This window comes from Enterovibrio gelatinilyticus (genome assembly GCF_028683095.1).
Classification (GTDB): domain Bacteria; phylum Pseudomonadota; class Gammaproteobacteria; order Enterobacterales; family Vibrionaceae; genus Enterovibrio; species Enterovibrio gelatinilyticus.
The window spans coordinates 1-17,990 of record NZ_JAJUBC010000022.1; the positions used below are offsets into that span (position 1 = coordinate 1).

15 protein-coding genes are annotated in these 17,990 nt (G+C 46.8%); 9 read left to right on the forward strand and 6 right to left on the reverse strand.

Annotated features, from left to right (window positions below):
* Positions 1-23: 23 nt before the first annotated feature.
* The 3 genes from LRP50_RS17285 to cysB form a co-directional block, all read right to left on the reverse strand.
* Complete coding sequence (locus tag LRP50_RS17285) at positions 24-746, reverse strand: sulfite exporter TauE/SafE family protein (protein ID WP_274165709.1); 723 nt, start codon at positions 744-746, stop codon at positions 24-26.
* A complete protein-coding gene (locus LRP50_RS17290; protein WP_420791235.1) occupies positions 747-1,961 on the reverse strand; it encodes a methyltransferase in 1,215 nt (404 codons plus the stop codon).
* A 99-nt stretch (positions 1,962-2,060) separates the two neighbouring features.
* A complete protein-coding gene (cysB, locus tag LRP50_RS17295; RefSeq protein WP_274165710.1) occupies positions 2,061-3,035 on the reverse strand; it encodes an HTH-type transcriptional regulator CysB in 975 nt (324 codons plus the stop codon).
* 319 nt (positions 3,036-3,354) lie between these two features.
* Here cysB and LRP50_RS17300 point away from each other — a divergent pair, with 319 nt between their 5' ends.
* The 7 genes from LRP50_RS17300 to LRP50_RS17330 all read left to right on the forward strand — a co-directional run bounded on the left by LRP50_RS17300 (position 3,355) and on the right by LRP50_RS17330 (position 12,264).
* Positions 3,355-4,110, forward strand: a complete 756-nt coding sequence (locus LRP50_RS17300; protein ID WP_274165711.1) for a DNA repair protein — start codon at positions 3,355-3,357, stop codon at positions 4,108-4,110.
* 346 nt (positions 4,111-4,456) lie between these two features.
* On the forward strand, positions 4,457-6,430 hold the full coding sequence (locus LRP50_RS17305) for a methyl-accepting chemotaxis protein (protein WP_274165712.1): 1,974 nt from the start codon (positions 4,457-4,459) through the stop codon (positions 6,428-6,430).
* A gap of 10 nt (positions 6,431-6,440) precedes the next feature.
* Positions 6,441-7,739 carry an ABC transporter substrate-binding protein gene (locus tag LRP50_RS17310; RefSeq protein ID WP_274165713.1) on the forward strand — a complete coding sequence of 433 codons (1,299 nt, stop codon included), beginning with the start codon at positions 6,441-6,443 and terminating at the stop codon, positions 7,737-7,739.
* Between the two features lie 365 nt (positions 7,740-8,104).
* Complete coding sequence (locus LRP50_RS17315) at positions 8,105-8,929, forward strand: DUF3100 domain-containing protein (protein WP_274165714.1); 825 nt, start codon at positions 8,105-8,107, stop codon at positions 8,927-8,929.
* 3 nt (positions 8,930-8,932) lie between these two features.
* Positions 8,933-9,382 (forward strand): hypothetical protein, encoded by a 450-nt coding sequence (locus tag LRP50_RS17320; RefSeq protein ID WP_028022754.1) that lies wholly within the window; start codon positions 8,933-8,935, stop codon positions 9,380-9,382.
* Positions 9,382-10,569, forward strand: a complete 1,188-nt coding sequence (locus tag LRP50_RS17325) for a M20 metallopeptidase family protein (protein ID WP_274165715.1) — start codon at positions 9,382-9,384, stop codon at positions 10,567-10,569. Before LRP50_RS17320 ends, LRP50_RS17325 begins: the two co-directional genes overlap by 1 nt.
* Before the next feature lie 228 nt (positions 10,570-10,797).
* The gene (locus LRP50_RS17330; RefSeq protein WP_274165716.1) at positions 10,798-12,264 is read left to right on the forward strand and encodes a multicopper oxidase family protein; all 1,467 of its coding nucleotides are present in this window, start codon (positions 10,798-10,800) and stop codon (positions 12,262-12,264) included.
* A gap of 51 nt (positions 12,265-12,315) precedes the next feature.
* On the opposite strand, the gene adiA is transcribed toward LRP50_RS17330, so the two are convergent.
* Both adiA and LRP50_RS17340 read right to left on the reverse strand, forming a co-directional pair.
* Positions 12,316-14,610 (reverse strand): arginine decarboxylase, encoded by a 2,295-nt coding sequence (adiA, locus tag LRP50_RS17335; protein ID WP_274165717.1) that lies wholly within the window; start codon positions 14,608-14,610, stop codon positions 12,316-12,318.
* Between the two features lie 231 nt (positions 14,611-14,841).
* Positions 14,842-15,000, reverse strand: a complete 159-nt coding sequence (locus LRP50_RS17340; RefSeq protein WP_274165718.1) for a hypothetical protein — start codon at positions 14,998-15,000, stop codon at positions 14,842-14,844.
* A 66-nt stretch (positions 15,001-15,066) separates the two neighbouring features.
* Here LRP50_RS17340 and potE point away from each other — a divergent pair, with 66 nt between their 5' ends.
* Together potE and LRP50_RS17350 are read left to right on the forward strand one after the other, a co-directional pair.
* The gene (potE, locus tag LRP50_RS17345) at positions 15,067-16,386 is read left to right on the forward strand and encodes a putrescine-ornithine antiporter (protein WP_274165719.1); all 1,320 of its coding nucleotides are present in this window, start codon (positions 15,067-15,069) and stop codon (positions 16,384-16,386) included.
* A 10-nt stretch (positions 16,387-16,396) separates the two neighbouring features.
* Complete coding sequence (locus tag LRP50_RS17350) at positions 16,397-16,780, forward strand: hypothetical protein (protein ID WP_274165720.1); 384 nt, start codon at positions 16,397-16,399, stop codon at positions 16,778-16,780.
* A 71-nt stretch (positions 16,781-16,851) separates the two neighbouring features.
* On the opposite strand, the gene LRP50_RS17355 is transcribed toward LRP50_RS17350, so the two are convergent.
* Positions 16,852-17,826, reverse strand: a complete 975-nt coding sequence (locus tag LRP50_RS17355; RefSeq protein ID WP_274165721.1) for a LysR substrate-binding domain-containing protein — start codon at positions 17,824-17,826, stop codon at positions 16,852-16,854.
* Between the last annotated feature and the right edge of the window lie 164 nt (positions 17,827-17,990).

The window sequence follows — 17,990 nt, forward strand, 5'->3', positions numbered from 1 at the left end:
TACGCGTCGGCTTTTTTGTTGGTTTAAGAAAAACCACGGAGAAAGGTTGTCACGCCGGCAAAGGAACACAGTACCAGCAGCCCATACCTGACCCATTCAGCACGAACCAAAGGTGCAACTTTCAATGCCAACCATGAGGCGATAAACACCACAGGTAAAGAAAGTAATGCAACATTGGCGTGCCACAGTTCAAAGTACCCTGTCATGCCTTGCACTGCGAGAGAGATCGTACAGCTAAAGATAAAGTAGCCAGCCAAATTCGCACGCAGTTTCACGATATCCATTTTCTGCAATACCAACGCCATCGGTGGGCCACCAATACTGGTCGTTGTACCCATCACTGCAGCGGCAAAACCTGCCCAGAACATGTTCTTGTTATTGGGTTCAACCGACAGCTTAAATACACTCGCCACCACGGCCAATAATACGGCCAGTCCCATAATGATTTCGAGCGCATTGATTGAGAGATACAACAACAATCCGCCAGCCACGAATGTACCTGGAATACGCCCAACAAACGCCCAGCCAAGACCGCGCAATGACAATTGCCCGCGATACTGCCATGTATTCACAATCGCCAAACACAGGGTGACCAATGTCACTGTTGCTGGTACCAATGAAGGGTCTATCAGCATCAGGATTGGCGCGCCGACGATGGCGAGCCCAAAGCCAATCAAGCTTTGAACAAACGCGCCTAATCCCAGCGCAAGCACCACCATAATGAGCTGTTCATAGCTCAGTTCCATTTAGCCCTTCCTTATGGCTTGAATAAGAATGTTTCTTGGCGTCAATTCTCGGGCACAGAACGTGTAAATATCAACATCAAAACCGTTCTCGCTCATATACATCGCTTTATCGAGCACCAACCACATTTCTAGTGGACGACGGAACAAAGTGCGCACCGTTTCCATTTTTTCCACGGTCAAAAATCGCGACTCCCCACGTTTCAAATAGTGGGTGAAATCCACATCATCGGGCAAAACGATGTTTTTTTGCTTGGCAGCCCAAAGGCAAAATGCCTCAAAGCCTTCGTTCAATAGCGACTTTTGAACATTAGGCACAGGAAGATAGTGATCACTCACACCCAACGCGCGTTGAAGGCAATCAAACCCAAGACGAAAACTCACTTCTACAAAGCGCTTGTTTTTCACCGTTTGCCCTGCGGTTACGGTTTCTTGTAATGGGAGTTTTAGATCGTGTCGACTAAGCACCAATGGAGATTGCTTACCCGAAGAAGAGAGCGCTTGGTAGTGAGAGTCTCGAATCAAATGATAACAACAAGGCGAGACAGAAACGCTCTTAGGTTTCGCTGAGACGCTATGTTGCAAAAGCGTCACATGCAAATCACCGCAGGCATGCAGTGCGATGGCATGGTCACAGTCTCGGACAAGCAACTCAGAATCTGATGCAAAAGCATCCCCTTGGACAAAATGCATAGGAAGCCCCTGCTTGTCCGCATAATCCTGACCATCTTGGCAAAGTGCACTCTGCCACTCTAGGCTAGTGACCCGAGCCTGACGTGACGCAGAGATCACGCGTCCTAAGTAACCTTTTCCCGCACACCACTCCAGCCAATGATCACCACTGGACATAGGCATAACGCGATTGAATGCGGAGATTTGCTCCCATTTCCGACCAGGAATACCCGTCGCAAGGTGGTTATCACAGGGTATATCTGCGTCACTGCTATCTGCCGAGTTAATCGCGCACAACGCAAGCATCTTCTTTGTGTCGGGGAGATAAGCTGCGATCGCATCGGCTAAACATCGTGGATTTTCCTTGTACTTTTGCAGCGTATCCAAACTTTGAGCGTCTAGCCAGTGGCACAGTTCAGGATGCGTTTCACGCCATGGGAGATCAAGATAGTCAAAGGGCATGCCTTGCCACAACGAGGTATGTGATTGAAGCCATGAGTCAATTGACGAAAAATGCTCAGTGAGCACAGGTAAAGGCTGAGACAAGATACACTTCCAATATTGGACGACAGGAACGGTGAACCACGCGGGTAATGCGACTGAAGTATATACGCAATGCCCCGTAAAATGCAGCGTGTTCCGCCCTTATCTAATTGGGAGTTCAACCTGACTGAATAGGTTTTCCAGCTCAAGGGGATCTTTCAGTTGCATGGCTCTGTCGATGGTATTGCGATCTAAGTGAGGCGCAAAGCTCTCGATGAAGTCATACATATAAGTGCGAAGCACCGTACCGCGACGAAAACCAATACGCGTCGTGCTGGCATCAAAGATATGGCTCGCATCAATTGCCACCAAGTCCGAGTCCAACGCTTTGTCATACGCCATGCTCGCCATCACACCAATGCCTACGCCAAGTCGAACATAGGTTTTGATGACATCCGCATCCGTGGCGGTAAACACAATATTGGGTTTGAGTTTTGCGCGGTCAAATGCGATATCAAGGCAGGAGCGCCCCGTAAATCCAAAGACATAAGTAACCAATGGAAAACGCGCAATATCGTGAATCGTAATGGACGAGCGAGAGGCTAACGGGTGATCTCTTCGAACAATCAAAGATCGCGTCCAGTGATAACACGGCAGCATGATTAAATCTTCATAGAGATGGGACGCTTCTGTCGCAATAGCGAAGTCAGATTTTCCCTTTTGCACGAAATCGACAATCTGGCTCGGCGCACCCTGATGCATGTGAAGAGATACATTGGGATATCGCTTAACAAACTGAGAAATGACCGATGGCAATGCATATCTGGCCTGAGTATGCGTTGTGGCGATATTCAGTTTGCCCTTGTCCGGCGTCGTATATTCCGACGCAACAGATTTTATCCCATCAACCCGAGACAAAATATCACGGGCAATATCTACAATTTTCTCACCTGCGGGTGTGAGTTTGGTTAAATGCTTGCCACTTCGACCAAATACCTGCACCCCCAGTTCATCTTCCAAAGCGCGGATTTGTTTGCTGACGCCAGGCTGAGAGGTAAACAAACTTTCTGCCGTTGATGACACATTGAGGTCGTGATTCACCACTTCAACAATATATTTAAGCTGTTGTAATTTCATAGAAACAATCAAGAACACCAAGAAGATAGTTAGGTTATATCTCTTATTGATAAGAAGGCGAAGCGAATCGACACATAATCATTACACAGCGCCCACATTCCGCTCGATATTACTGAAATCTATCAAAACACACGACCAAAATAACTTGATGATAATTTTGCAAATAAACGTGTAGTGAAACGCACTAAATCAGACAAAAGCAATACGAAACGGCAGAATTTAGCTAAGATCGAAAATAGAACTAACAAACTATGACCATACTAGCAGATCGTGTATCTTAGGCCGTCTTAGTTTTAACAGGGATTATCGACGCTCACTTATGAATATTGCCTTAGTGGTTGGCTTATGTGTCATCCTGCTTGGTCTCATTGTTGGCTACAACATTATGGCCCAGCAGCGACAACGTGTAGAGTCATCCAAGCGCCAGGAAATGGCTAAATATATTGCAGTTATTGACGCCACTGAAGAGTTGATCGGTAACGCACACAATTTGCCGTATAGCGGTACCCTGCTGGTATGTCTGAATCAAAAAATTCTCGATGCACTGAAGACCATGCATGACATCGATAAAAACGATCGCTCACTTCCGCAACGTATCGCCGATGTACAAGCGCAGGTTAATCAAATCAAGCAGGCTTATCAAAACAAGGATTCAACGTCCTTCCGTGTTCCAGATAGCGATCGTGAAGCCATTTCGATGCTTAAATTGGTCAAACGTCTGCGCGCAGTCATCAAAGCGGAGCACACCAAAGGCCGTCTACCAACACAAGCATTTGTTTCTGAGAATTCTCGTTTAGAACAAATGCAAATGAAGATCAATATCGAAAACGTACTCAAACGCGTAAACGATGCAAAGATCAAAGGCCAAATGGGTACCGCACAGCAATTGCTGAAGAAAGCGTTAGATGTAGTCAGTAGCAAAAATGACCCTTACTGCCAGTCAGCCAAAGAGAGCCTCACTGGAATGCTGAACGAAGTCAATGCGGCTCTCAGCAAAGGCCATGAGAATGCTAAGCCTAAGAACGACGATAACAAAGAACTCGACGAGCTCTTTGCGCCTAAGAAGAAGTGGTAATCTAGCTAGCATTCTTCGTCAGGCCTATTTAACGAGCCCCTTTAATGGGGCTTTTTTGTGCGCGAATTTTGCGAACGTTGAATCTGAGTAACACGGATACGCTGGTTCAATATTGACTACTTTCTCACCAAGACCTTCAACCCATTTAATTCACACTGCAAAATATATGATCTAAATCACGTAAATTTCCGCTAAAGAAACAGTCATATAATGCCGATAATAATGAATCGTGTCACAATCGCTGGCATTTTTCGTCATCACTTGGAGTATTAATTTCAGGTGAGAAACAAAAACCCAGCATTACTTTTAGTCTGTATTTTCAAGACTGCTGAAAAGTGAGAGAGCAATGAAGTTGTCCGTAGTACAAAGAACAATCGCAGGTTTTGCCTTAATGTTTGTATTGATGGCATTGCTGAGCAGCATTAGTTTGTTCAATGCCAAAACTCTACAAGGAAAAGTGGAGCAAATTACTAACCAATCGACCCCAATGGTCGTTGCGTCAGGAGAGCTAATCACAGAGTTAATGCGTACCAGCCTTCTTATTCGCACCTTTCAAAATGACCCGACGCAAGCCGATCGTGTCAACTCACTTTTTGACCGCCAGAAGACACGTTTTTTCCAAATTCTCAGCCGTGCCCAACAGAATGCACAGCATAACGATGAACGCCGTCAGATAGATGCATTGCATCAAGCGTCGACTCGTTATTTTGAACAAGCCAGCACACTGATTGAATTGCAAAAGCAAGCGAACATGCTGACAGAGAAGCGTCAGGTTCTTGATCTTCAGTTTCTTCGCTTAGAAGACACCTATCAGTGGGCAGCCAATCTCCTGCTGCAAAAAGCTGCTATCAAGCGCTCACTTCACAACCGAGCAGAGCTCATCACAAGCGGCATCGCACGTGATATGAAGTCGCTTCGTCGCGCGGGACAGGATACTGACCTGATCAAATTGCGCGCTACATTGTCAAAAGATGTCGAAATGGCATTCAAGCGCCTCGAACTCATTTCTGTCGAAGAGGATGTGAAAGCACGCTACTCGCGTAACTTGAAGAAAGTTGAGCAACTGACATTGGCAGATCATGGCATTTTAGATGTCATGAGTCGCCAGCAGTCAAATAACGCACAACTGCAACGTGAAATCACGCAAACTGAATCTCAAATGGATGATATTCAGTCCCAATTGCAAGCCTATGCTGACTATGCGCAGCAATTGGCACAAACCAGCCGCAATGATGCGGAAAAAGCCGTTAGCGAAGCCTTGTTGTACATCATTATCATGACATCAGTCGCTGCCGCTATTAGCCTTTGGGTTGGCGTTCATACAACGCGTAGCATCCAAAAACCATTGGCACTGATCAGCAATGTACTTGCACGTATGACAGATGGCGACATGCGTACACGCGCTAATTATCAGGCACATGATGAATTTGGTGAGTTAAGCCGCTCGATTGATATGTTGGCTAACACCATGTCAGGCACCTTGGCAAAATTTGGCGAAGGGGCGCAGCACCTTCTTGATGAAGCCAGCCGCGCCGCCAGTGTGAGTGAAAGCTCACGCACCCGCGTTGAAGACCAAAAATCCCGCACTGACCAAGTTGCAGCAGCTATTTCTGAAATGGAAGTGAGTGCGAAAGAGATCTCGCGTTCAACCGAACTCACTGTCGCGGAAGTTGAAAACACCAACCAAACCGCAAACAGCGGCCGAACTCAGGTGTCACTAAGCCGCCAGTTGACCGAGCAGCTGTCTAGCAACATCAAGGAGGCGGTTTCAAATACTCAAGAGCTAAACCAATACTCCAACAACATCGGCTCGATTTTGCATGTCATTCAGGATATCGCTGAGCAGACCAACCTGCTTGCTCTAAATGCTGCTATCGAAGCGGCTCGTGCAGGCTCGCATGGACGTGGATTTGCTGTGGTTGCCGACGAGGTTCGTGCACTAGCGACTCGTACTCAGCAATCAACCGAAGAAATTCAGCAGATGATCAATAATTTGCAAGGTAACGCGTCGCGCATGGCAGACACCATGAACACGAGCCAAAAGCAGATGGATGATTGTTTGACGCAAACGCGCCTAACTGACGAAACACTGCAAGACATCGTGGCGCGAATGGAAGCGATTCAAGAAATGGCGGTACACGTCGCGCAAGCAACGGAAGAGCAGATCAAAGTGAGTCATGAAGTCGCCGAGCATATCAATGGCATTGCTCACGTGGCCTATGAATCAGAGAAAGACGCCAGAGCTTCAGCCACTAGCAGTGAATCACTGGCCACTTTGGCTCAGGAACAACAACGCCTGATTGCTAACTTCCGCGTGTAAGGATTTAACCATGAAAACCACCAAACTATTCCCCCTTGCCGCGATCACTCTGGCGGCATCGTTTTTCGCGAATGCTCAGACAACACTGATCATTGATTCTTGGCGATCTGATGACAAAGTATGGAACGAGAAAATCATTCCAGCCTTTAACAAGCACTACCCAAGCATAAAAGTTGAATATCGCTCACCGCCTGATCTCGATGCGTCAAAATGGAACGGAGACATGGAGAAGCGTTTTGAACAAGGTAAGGCTGGCGATTTGATTGCTTGCCGCCCATTTGATGGCTCTCAAGCGCTGTTCAATCGTGGCTTGCTAAAAGAAGTGACTGAAATGGAAGGGATGGAAAACTTCCCAAGTTTTGCGCTTTCTCCTTGGCAAACCGATTCAGGCGCACAAACTTTCTGCTTGCCAATGGCATCAGTTATCCATGGCTTTTTCTACAATAAATCCATCTTCAAAGAAATTGGCGTGAACGAGCCTGTCACCAACGCAGATTTCTACTGGGCATTAGAAAAAGCGAAACGTGCTGGTTACTTGCCGCTCGCCATGGGCACCAAAGACAAGTGGGAAGCCGCCACGATGGGCTTCCAAAACATTGGTCCTACACACTGGAAAGGCGAAGACGGCCGTGATGCCTTGTTAACGGGCAAGGAGCGTATGGACAGTCAGGCGTATCGCAAAACATTCCGTGAACTCGCCAAGTGGTCAAGCTACATGGGCGAAGATTTCGACCAGCGCGGCTACAATGATTCTATTGAAGCGTTCGCTAATGGTAAGGCCGCTATCTACCCTGCGGGGTCATGGGACATTGGCACCTTTGCAGGCAAAGTCGACATGGGTGTATTCCCGCCGCCAATCGAAAAGAAAGGCGATGCTTGTTACTTCAGTGACCATACTGATTTAGGCATGGGTATCTACTCGAAATCTACCAATCAAGAAGCGGCAGAGCTGTTTCTAAAATGGATGACCACCGCCGAGTTTGCTGAACTGCTCACCAATGAAATTTCAGGCTTCTTTTCACTGTCTAACCACTTCTTTGATGTAAAGAACCCGATAGCACAAGAGATGATGTCTTGGCGTGACCGGTGTGATTCAACCATCCGAAACTCGGCCCAAGTGTTATCTCGTGGGGAGCCAAATCTCGAGCTAGAGATTTGGGAAACCAGCGCCAGTGTCATGTCTGGGCAACTGTCACCATCAAAAGCCGCAAGCCAACTACAAAATGGATTGGAAAGCTGGTATTTGCCCCAGAAAAACAGCGACAAACTTGATGCCAATACGCCCTGCAATTGTTCGCCGTTACTGTAATCACACACTCATATCAACTAACCGTTGATTAGGTAGCCAGACTAAAAACGTCAAACCCAGCCACGTGCTGGGTTTTCTTTTTTCTGACCAACTTGCATTCACATTCACCGCGCGATTCGTGTCGAGCCTTCTGTTACACCTTCATGCGAGCTCCGTTATCAGTGTTGCACCTTGTCGCCAAACACCAACATGTCGCACACCAAAATCACCCTCTTTTTACCTGTCAATAACCCTTAATTCCATATGGGAATATGATATTTAGTTTTCATCTAGTATCGCGCTACAACTATTGATCTCATTCACGTTTCGCTTTCTCGCGCTCTCTATAATCAGCCCCGAATTCCACTTTTAACTGTTGAAGACCTATGAACACAGAAGAAAACAAAAGCGGGCAAGCTCGCGTCGTTATGACCAGTGTTATTGCTGTATCTGCCCTGATTTTCATTTCTCAGTTTTTAATCGGCACCCAAAAGATTGATATGGGTTTTGCCACGATATCTATTCTACCAATGCTATTTGCAGTGATGATCGGCATGGGCCTGTCGGTAAACTGGACAAAAACCAAAGTCAAAGCGTGGGGCAAACTCTTCACTGAAAAAGAAGAAGGCTTCTGCGGCAAAATGGTTGGTTACTGTTTGCTTGTTCTGGGCACCCAGTACGCGGGCATGATCATCCCTAACCTTGACATGATCATTGACGCGGGCATCCCGCTTCTATTCCAAGAGCTCGGTAACCTTCTTCCTATCCTTATTGCCGTTCCGCTTGCAGTGAAATTCGGCTTTGGCCGTAAAACCATTGGCGCTTGTTCATCAATCAGTCGTGAACCTTCAATCGCCGTTATCCAAGGTAAGTTCGGCACGGGCAGCCCTGAGTATGTTGGCGTGCTCGCTATCTATCTTTGCGGCTCAGTGATCGGCACCTTGTGGTTCAGCGTGCTAGGCAGTATTGCACCGCTAACCGGTCTTCACCCACTGGCACTGGCTGCGGGTTCTGGCGTAGGTAGTGGTTCAATGCTAAGTGCTGCATCTGGCGCTCTGGTGTCGGGTCTTGAGCCTGAAATGGCGAAGCAAGTACTCAGTATTGCTGCTGCCTCTAACCTGCTTTCTTCTGTACTTGGCGCACTGTCACTGACCTTCTTGGGTCTGCCACTTGCTGAGTTCGTCTACAAAATTTGCAACAAAGGTAAATAAGCCATGAAAGCCATTCTGAATGATATGAAGCTGGTCTCGCTTGCGATTGTACTGGCAGGTTTTACCCAGTTTCTCACTAACGGCACTGCGCCACTAGAAATGGTGAACAGCTTTGTTGCTATGTCTGTGATTGTATTTCTGTCGTTGGTTGCTAAGAAATTTATCCCTTCTTCACTGCCAACGTTTGCCTACGCGACCATTATCGGCATTTTGATTTGTTTGCCAGAAACGCCTATCCGTACTTACTTCCTCGAATCAGTCGGTAAAATCCAGTTCCTGTCTGTGTGTGTGCCATTGTTGGCATTTGCGGGCTTGTCTGTTGGCGGCCAAATGGAAGAACTTAAGAAGATGTCTTGGAAGGTTATTGTCATCTTCCTTATCGTTGCCACCAGCTGCTTCTTTGGTGCATCAATGATTGCCCAAATCGGCTTCCAAATGAAAGGAATCATCTAATGTCAGCGAAATACAGCCAATTTAATCTAGACAGCAAACTGCTAGAACTACACGCTTTTAGCGTGAACACTCGCCGTGATTTGCACCAGATCCCAGAAGCATCAGGCCAAGAATTTAAAACCACAGCCTACTGCCAAGCATTGATGACCGAACTCGGCTATGCCCTAACCACGTACGAAGGTTTTACCGGCTTTATTGCTGACCTAACTATCGACGAGAACTTGGATCGAGTGGCTTTCCGTGCTGACATGGATGCATTGGAAATGGACGACATGACAGAGAACGACTACCGCTCTCAACATGACGGCTGTTCACACAACTGTGGTCATGACACACACATGGCGATCATCTTGACCACGGCTAAATTCCTGTCTGAAAACAAACAAGCATTGAAGCACAACGTTCGCTTTGTGTTCCAAATGGCGGAAGAAGACATGCGCGTTCCAGGCGCAAGCAAGATGGTTGAGCTGGGCTGCATGAACGGTGTATCCGAAGTGTACGCATTGCACAACGATGCTGCGCTTGAATACGGCATGGTCAAAATCAACAACGGCATTATGTCGTCGTATGGTTCTGCATGGACACTGGATGTAAACGGTGTGTCTGCTCATGGTTCTACCCCGCAGAAAGGTCTAGATGCCATCCGAGAAGCGAGTCGCATCATCATGGACATGGATTACATTGTTGCTAAACGTACCAATCCATTCAGCCCTGCTGTCTTTGGTTGTGGCATGTTCAATGGCGGCAGCATTCCCAATGCTATCCCAGATCATGCTCAAGCTCGCGGCACCATCCGAGCGATGGACGCTGAAACGGACAAGATCCTAAAAGACAGCTTCGACAGCATCGTGAAAGAAAGTGAAATCCGTGGCTTTAAAACCACCATGGAATGCGAAGGCTACCCTGCGGTTATTAACCACCCTGATGCTTACCAACGTGTTGTCGATGCTGCGCGTGAAACCGTGCCAGCTGACCGCCTTGATCCAAACGGTAACCCAATGACCGGTTCAGAGGATTTCAGTTTGATGGTAAACGCGGCTGAAAACCAAAAAGGTGCAATGTTCTTCCTAGGAAGCGGTAACAAAGATGCGGGTATTTGTAACTACCTGCACTCAAACCCTTACTACGTGGATGACGATTTCTTGCTGATCGGTGCGCAAATCTTTATCCATATCGCTTGCCACTGACGATTACTTTCCCCCATAAACATCAAAGGCCAGATACTTCAGTTCTGGCCTTTTTCTTTCTATTCTCACCAATTTCTTATACCTAAAGATGCGTTAATCTGGACAGCTCGCTATCTTTTCTTGTTTGTATCACTTTTGAGCTAGGCTCTAAATGGACGAATACAGTCTGTTATTAAATAATCCGCAACCACAACATATTTAAGTTATTTAAGTTATTTAAGGACAAGGATGACCTGTTTCAGACATCAAAAAGGTGTACTTCAGTGCCAAAAAGGGTTTGCCAACCGACGTGTGGCCTTCGTAATACTTTTAGTCTCCGCTCTTCTTTTTACTGCCGTTTTTGCTAGCATTGCTCTACGCGCTTCTCCACCCACCACAGCAGCACAAACACCACTAAATATCCCAACACTCATCGACAGCCGTACCCAAAATGGGCCGATAGTTATCGATATTACAAAAGGTGAGCACGCGTTTTTCCTCGGCGTAAAGAGCACAACACGCGGCTACAATGGCGGCTATCTTGGTCCTACGATAAAAATGTACAAGGGTGAGAACACCGACATTCAGTTCACCAATCATCTGGATGAACCCACTAATATTCACGGTCATGGATTGCACGTTGAAGGAAAAATTGATGGTGGGCCTCAAAACAAAATCATGCCCGGAGAGACATGGAGCGTAACCATTCCCGTTTCGCAACAGGCATCAACTAACTGGTATCACCCTCACCTTAAAGGCTCCACCGCGAGTCAGGTTCATTCTGGGTTAGCTGGTTTTTATCTTATTGAGGATGCGCATTCAATGTCTCTGGGTTTACCAAACAGTTATGGCATTGATGACATTCCATTGGTGATTCAGGACAGAAGCTTCGTTGATGGAAAAATGACGCCATACCCAACTGGCAACATGCCGGAAGACTTAAGAGAAGACACACTTGTGGTCAATGGTACCGTCAATCCCTATACGTTGGTGCCACGATCTTTCGTCAGATTACGCTTACTCAACGGCTCCAATGCCCGCTCTTATGAGTTCTATCTGGAAGGCGACCAACCTTTCTATAAAATAGCGACTGAAGGCGGGTTACTACCGTCGCCAGTTGAATTAACATCGCTGAAAATGGCGCCTGGAGAACGAAATGACATCGTAGTTGATATGTCAGTCGTCGAAAGCCAGAGGTTGTTGGCAAGGCTGTTACCAATGAACTACAACGGGTTCAACGCTGTACTCATTCCTTTCTCTCAAAGCCAATCTGTTCTTGAACTTCGGGGAGATGACTCTCTTAAAGTGCTTGCATCCGAGTTACCCAAGCAACTCAATACCATCACACCTTATCTTGAAAAGGATGTTGAGGTTGAACGCGTTTTTGAATTGGGTGATATGTCCATTAATGGCCAACAGATGAACATGAAAGTCATCAACCATGAATCGAAGCTAGGGCAACTGGAAAAGTGGACCATTGATTCAGGCAGACACCCATTCCACATGCATGGCACGTCTTTTCTGATTCTGTCAATGAATGGAAAACCACCAGCCCCCGAAGACCAAGGTTGGAAAGACACCATTTATCCAAATGGTACCGCGGAAATTCTGCTGAAGTTTGACTATGAAGCGACTGAACAATGGCCATACATGTACCATTGCCACATTCTGGAACACGAAGACATGGGAATGATGGGGCAATTTACCGTCAAATAACATAGATTGAACAAGAAAGGGGGAAGCTATTTGCTCCCCCTTCGTTTGTATTTAAACCGACTTCACACACATTACATGATAGATTCCATCGTGCATTTCAGTGCCTTCAGTTTCTTTCTCAAAACCGGGGAATTCCTCATCCCACACTTCAAGACTCTTGAGGTATTTAATCTGCGGGCTGTTTTCGTCACCGAAACTCTCACCAGACATCAACATAGGAATACCCGGCGGGTAAGGAATAACCGCATTCGCCGCCACGCGCCCTTCCAATTGGGAAGATGGAACCATTTCCACGTTATCAGCAACAATGGCCTCAAATGCAGCATGTGGCGTAATGATAGCTTCCGGTAAGGTCTCGTAGGCCGCGTTCAGGACTTCGCCTGGGTTGTGCTGTTTGAGGTAACCGAAAATCTTATCACCCAATTCTTTCAAGCCCATTTCGCTATATACATCAGGGAAGTCTGCCACCAAATCTGGCAGCGCATCGGCGAGTGGCGTGTTGTTGTCATAATGGCGCTTAAAGGCCATCAAAGTGTTCACTAATGTTGCCCACTTACCTTTGGTAATACCCATCGAGAACAGGAACATGACTTGAAAATCAGTGGTGCGGGTCGGCACGATACCAAAGCGTCCCAAGTAGAGCGTGACCAGCGCAGCCGGCACACCCGAATCTAACAGGTGCCCATCATCGCCCATGCCCGGCGCCAGAATGCTGACTTTAATGGGATCCAGCATGCACCAATCTGCAGGCATATCCTTGAAGCCATGCCAATTGTCGTTAGGGTGCATGACCCATGCATCCTGACTTTCGCACAGCAAATCAGCCGGAGCATCTTCAAAGGCGTAGCTTTCACCTGACGCAGGATCCGTGACTGTTTCCGCGTTCCACGGTTTAAAGAACCAATCACCGTTATCATTAAATTCACGGTTTAGCCGCCCCATTGCCTGACGAAAATCTACGGCCTCGCGTATCACTTCCAACGTCAGGGAGTGTCCACGATTGCCGTCCATCATCGACACAGCAATATCATTGGAAGCACAAATCGCATACAAAGGTGACGTTGTCGCGTGCATCATGTACGCCTGATTAAAGCGCTCAAAGCTGATCGCCCCTTTGCCGTTCCGTACATGAAGAAAAGATGCCTGAGACAGTGCATTCAGCAATTTGTGTGTCGAGTGGGTGGCAAAGACCGTGGGGGCATCTGGGTTTTCTTCCGGCTCACCACGCATGGCAAAGTGATCTTCGTAGATAGGATTGAAACGCGCATAACCGTACCACGCTTCATCAAAATGAATCCGATCACTGCTTTCCGCCAGTATGTCTTGCGCTTGTTTGGCGTTATAACAAAGGCCGTCATAGGTACAGTTGGTCAATACTGCATAGACCGCTCGTTGGTCGGCATAATCTTTGGTCAGTGGCTCTTCTTTTGCACGTTGCTGAAGCACACTTTTCGATAATTGGTCAGGATAAATCGGCCCAATAATGCCGTAGCGGTTTCTTGTGGGGACAAGATAGACAGGTCGAGCACCTGATAACATTAGGCCTTGTTCAATAGATTTATGACAGTTACGGTCACAAATCACGAGATCATCCGCTTTCATACATGCAGACATTATCGTTCGGTTTGACCCAGAGGTTCCCGTCACTAGGGAATAGGATTGATGAGCCCCAAACACACGAGCTGCATACCGTTCACTTTCACCAAACGCCCCAGTATGATCAAGTAATGAACCTAAACTGCCCCGCTCAATACCCATGTCGGTGCGAAATAGCCCTTCACCGTAATAGTTATAAAAACGCTGTCCCGCAGGGGTTTTTGTAAAGCCCACGCCACCTTGGTGCCCCGGTGCCGCCCAAGAGTACTCATGAATATCGTCATAATGCATCAACGCAGCCATCAAGGGCGGTAACAACTGTTTACGGTATCGTCCCATCGCTGCAACGGCTCGTCCTGCAATGAAATCCGGTGTGTCTTCAAGGATCCAGGCGAACTCATCCACGTTCTCCATCATCTCACGGGTGACATGAAGGGTAATTTTCTTGCGCTCCGCCAATAAAAATACCGGCACGTTTTGCTGACGTTTATTTAGTTTCTCTATCAGCACATAGAAACGTTCGTTTTCTTCGCTTTGCGACCCACTCATGGCCGATGTCAGCATCAGACAATCGAGTGCGGTATTGGAGTTAATCATTGAATAGCAATCATCAAAACTGCTTGCTACCATTACTCTGGCACCACTGCTTTCGAGTTCGGAAATTAGCCTTTCAATGGCATTACCGACAACACCCTCTCTATGTGCCTCTTCTAATATCAATACGTTAAATTTCTTTCCGTAGGTTTTCATACACCCAGCTCCGACACTGTACTTGAAGAAGAGATGACTCAAGATTCATTGAGACTTCTTGAACATAGAAGAGAGGAAGCAGAGACAAAGTCGCAAAAAAGACATTCAACGTAAAAAGGTGCATCTCAGTTCATTCCAGCTGGATGCGAAGAAACACAAATTCTCCGATCACACCGAATAAAACATTCCGCCTCACTCAGGCATTTATCGTTTAACTGTCTTGTAAAAGAATCAATCTGGAAAGATGACACCATCTATTTTCAATGCAACGGTAAGCATGTATTGCTCACGTTTTCTGATGCCTATTTCAATCATGTCGCGATCTTGCTGGCACTTGATAGAGGTGACGGAACCATGCCCATAACTGTCAAACGCATGATGTAGAGCCATTGCCATGACTTGGGTAGAGCAAATTACCGCCTTTCGCACCAACATATATCGAGGTGGAGAACTAGCATGGCATCAGAAAAAAATAAAATGGGGTTGGTTGGGCTCACTACCATAGTGACCGTCAACATGATGGGTTCAGGGATTATCATGTTACCTGCCAGTTTGGCTCAAACTGGGGCAATATCATTATTGTCATGGATTGTCACCGCAATCGGCGCGATGTGCATTGCTTACGCTTTTGCGAAGTGTGGCATGTACTGTAATCGAGACGGAGGGATGTCTGCCTATGCTGATGAAGCACATGGGAAATCTGCCTTCTTCATTGCATCCTACACCTATTATGTATGTTTGGTGATCAGTGCTGTTGCTATTGCTGTGTCGGCAGCTGGCTATCTTGTCCCCTTCTTTCCTTGGATTAAAACCACGCCCTATCACACTTTTATCGCCGTAGTGGGTATTCTTGTTGTCACTATGGTTGCTAACTTTTGGGGCCCAAAGCTCACAGGGCAAATATCAGCAGTGACCGTCTGGGGGATTATTATTCCAGTGGTTGGTTTGTCCGTTGCGGGTTGGTTTTGGTTTAAACCTGAGGTCTTTGCGGAAGCGTGGAACCCTCACCAAGATACAACCGTCACCGCCATATCATCAGGTATCGCGCTCACGCTCTGGGCTTTCTTAGGCATTGAATCTGCAGGGGCGAACTCTGGGGCGGTAGAAAACCCCGAAAAGAATGTTCCCTTAGCCTGTATGCTTGCCACCAGCTTTACCGCCATCGTATATATCGCATCAACATCCGTGATTCAAGGCATCATCCCCAATGAGGAGCTGGCAAAATCTGATGCGCCCTTTGGCCTAGTGTACACCTACATGTTCAATGAAACCGTCGGACAAGTCATTACGGCTCTTGCCGTTATCGCCTGTATCGGTTCCTTGCTTGGCTGGCAGTTCACCAATGCGCAAGTATCGAAAGCAGCAGCCGACATTCGCCTTTTCCCTAAAGTGTTTGGTGAAGTCACCAAATCAAATGCGCCCATTAAAGGCATGCTTATCATGCTTGGGTTGGAGCTTCTACTGGCGATTATGACCATTTCGCCAAACTTGGTTAGTCAGTTCAATATCCTACTCAATCTGGCCGTGTTTATTAATATGGTGCCTTACATCTTGTCGCTCACTGGGCTCGAAGTCATTTTACGTAAGCAAAACTTGAGTGCTAAAGAGTACAAAACAGGGGCTGCCATCGGCACATTTGCCGTGCTTTACAGTATTTATGGCGTGTATGCCTGTGGTCAATCTGCCGTTTTCTATGGCGCGATATTGACGCTACTTGGCTACATCTTCTACGGGTTTATTGCAGCACGAGACACCAAAAGTGGCCCAGTTGCCTAGGAGGTGCACCATGTATGATTATGTAAACCTCACTAAAGGGACAACGCGACTCATCACCTTGAGCGTGTCGGTATTTCTGATGAGCGTGATGTCGGTATACGCGACGGAAGAAATAGACGTGAGTGAAGTGATTGAAGCCGAACCAGATTCAATCACAGCGATTGAGATCATCACGGGGAAACGGATACCTGAAACTGTACTGGAGGGCGATCGTCCACCCCACGTATATCGACCTCGTACGCCGATTTTTCATCACCACCACCCTGAGAATGAATCCGTTCCTCCTAAGATCACAAAGCATTTGTTGGTGGATCACCCCGAGCTAAACAACAACCAAGGCAGGACTATCCGCACACCAAAGAACCATGAAGCGTCTGAATCATCAACCAATTGACACACTTCATGTTAAACAAAAACGCCAGCGATTCTCTCGCTGGCGTTTTTGTTTGTCCTCGCTATCCCGTATTAGTAGACAGGTAGCTCAAGGCCTTCAAATAGCTTATCAACTTTTTCGGCACTATTTTGCATCAACACATTTTCCATCAATGTCTTAGTGAGATGAGGAGAAAATGACAGGAGAAAATCATACATGTAGTTCTGCAAAAGAATGTCTTTCGAGAAACAAATCCACGCACTCGACGGAGCAAACAAGTGATCAAGATTGATATAGGTCAGCCCGGTGTTTTCGATATCACGCGCTGCCAACGTAGAAACAATGCCGATGCCGAAACCAAGCTGAACGTAGCGCTTAATGACATCCGCATCCATGACTGTCATGAAATAGTTAGGGGAAATCCCTTCACGACCAAAGGCCTCATCTTGCGTTCTACGCCCTGTCGAACCCGGTTCGTAACTTAAAATGGGGTAATCCGCCAATTGCTTTAACGTAGGTTTACGTACATGGGCAAGCGGATGCTCCTCGGGCACTACCAGACCTAGTGTCCATAAATAGGCAGGGAGCACAATCAAATCATTGTCGGCCCCAAGGTCGTGAGCAACAATCGAGAAATCAGAGTGGCCTTTGCTGATCACCCCTTTGGTTTGCAAAGGCAGCGTCGGGTGCAAATGGAAATTGATATTCGGGTATTTTTGAGTGAAATAGGAAACACTGTTTGGCAACAGATAGCGAGCAATAGTATGAGTGGTATAGATATTCAGTGTACCCACACTTGGATCCAGATGCTCATTGGCCAATGCTTTAATTTTTTGCTCAAGCGCGAGCATTCGCTCAACCTGCTCAAGAATACGTTCACCGATCGGCGTAACACCACTGAGGTTCTTACCTCTGCGCTCAAATATTCGTACCCCGAGTTCTTTTTCCAACAAACCCACTTGCTTACTCACACCCGGCTGTGTGGTAAAAAGAGATTGCGATGCTGCGGACACATTTAAATTATTGTCCTTTATCGCTTTTAGATATTTGAGCTGTTGAAGTTTCAATCCCTTACCTCAGACAAAGACATTGGCTATAGATCCTAAATTTATAAGAGCCTTATATTTTAAACAAGTTGAATGACTTCAAAATGCTCTGTTTATGGCAAATAATCCAAACTTTCTCTGGGAAATGGCCACAAAAAAGCCCGTCATTGACGGGCTTCAAATCC

What these genes read in the sequence shown, in the direction of transcription:
- LRP50_RS17285 (WP_274165709.1), bottom strand. Translation starts at nt 746, where the DNA reads ATGGAACTGAGCTATGAACAGCTCATTATGGTGGTGCTTGCGCTGGGA.
- cysB (WP_274165710.1), bottom strand. Translation starts at nt 3,035, where the DNA reads ATGAAATTACAACAGCTTAAATATATTGTTGAAGTGGTGAATCACGAC.
- LRP50_RS17300 (WP_274165711.1), top strand. Translation starts at nt 3,355, where the DNA reads ATGAATATTGCCTTAGTGGTTGGCTTATGTGTCATCCTGCTTGGTCTC.
- LRP50_RS17305 (WP_274165712.1), top strand. Translation starts at nt 4,457, where the DNA reads ATGAAGTTGTCCGTAGTACAAAGAACAATCGCAGGTTTTGCCTTAATG.
- LRP50_RS17310 (WP_274165713.1), top strand. Translation starts at nt 6,441, where the DNA reads ATGAAAACCACCAAACTATTCCCCCTTGCCGCGATCACTCTGGCGGCA.
- LRP50_RS17315 (WP_274165714.1), top strand. Translation starts at nt 8,105, where the DNA reads ATGAACACAGAAGAAAACAAAAGCGGGCAAGCTCGCGTCGTTATGACC.
- LRP50_RS17320 (WP_028022754.1), top strand. Translation starts at nt 8,933, where the DNA reads ATGAAAGCCATTCTGAATGATATGAAGCTGGTCTCGCTTGCGATTGTA.
- LRP50_RS17325 (WP_274165715.1), top strand. Translation starts at nt 9,382, where the DNA reads ATGTCAGCGAAATACAGCCAATTTAATCTAGACAGCAAACTGCTAGAA.
- LRP50_RS17330 (WP_274165716.1), top strand. Translation starts at nt 10,798, where the DNA reads ATGACCTGTTTCAGACATCAAAAAGGTGTACTTCAGTGCCAAAAAGGG.
- adiA (WP_274165717.1), bottom strand. Translation starts at nt 14,610, where the DNA reads ATGAAAACCTACGGAAAGAAATTTAACGTATTGATATTAGAAGAGGCA.
- LRP50_RS17340 (WP_274165718.1), bottom strand. Translation starts at nt 15,000, where the DNA reads ATGGCTCTACATCATGCGTTTGACAGTTATGGGCATGGTTCCGTCACC.
- potE (WP_274165719.1), top strand. Translation starts at nt 15,067, where the DNA reads ATGGCATCAGAAAAAAATAAAATGGGGTTGGTTGGGCTCACTACCATA.
- LRP50_RS17350 (WP_274165720.1), top strand. Translation starts at nt 16,397, where the DNA reads ATGTATGATTATGTAAACCTCACTAAAGGGACAACGCGACTCATCACC.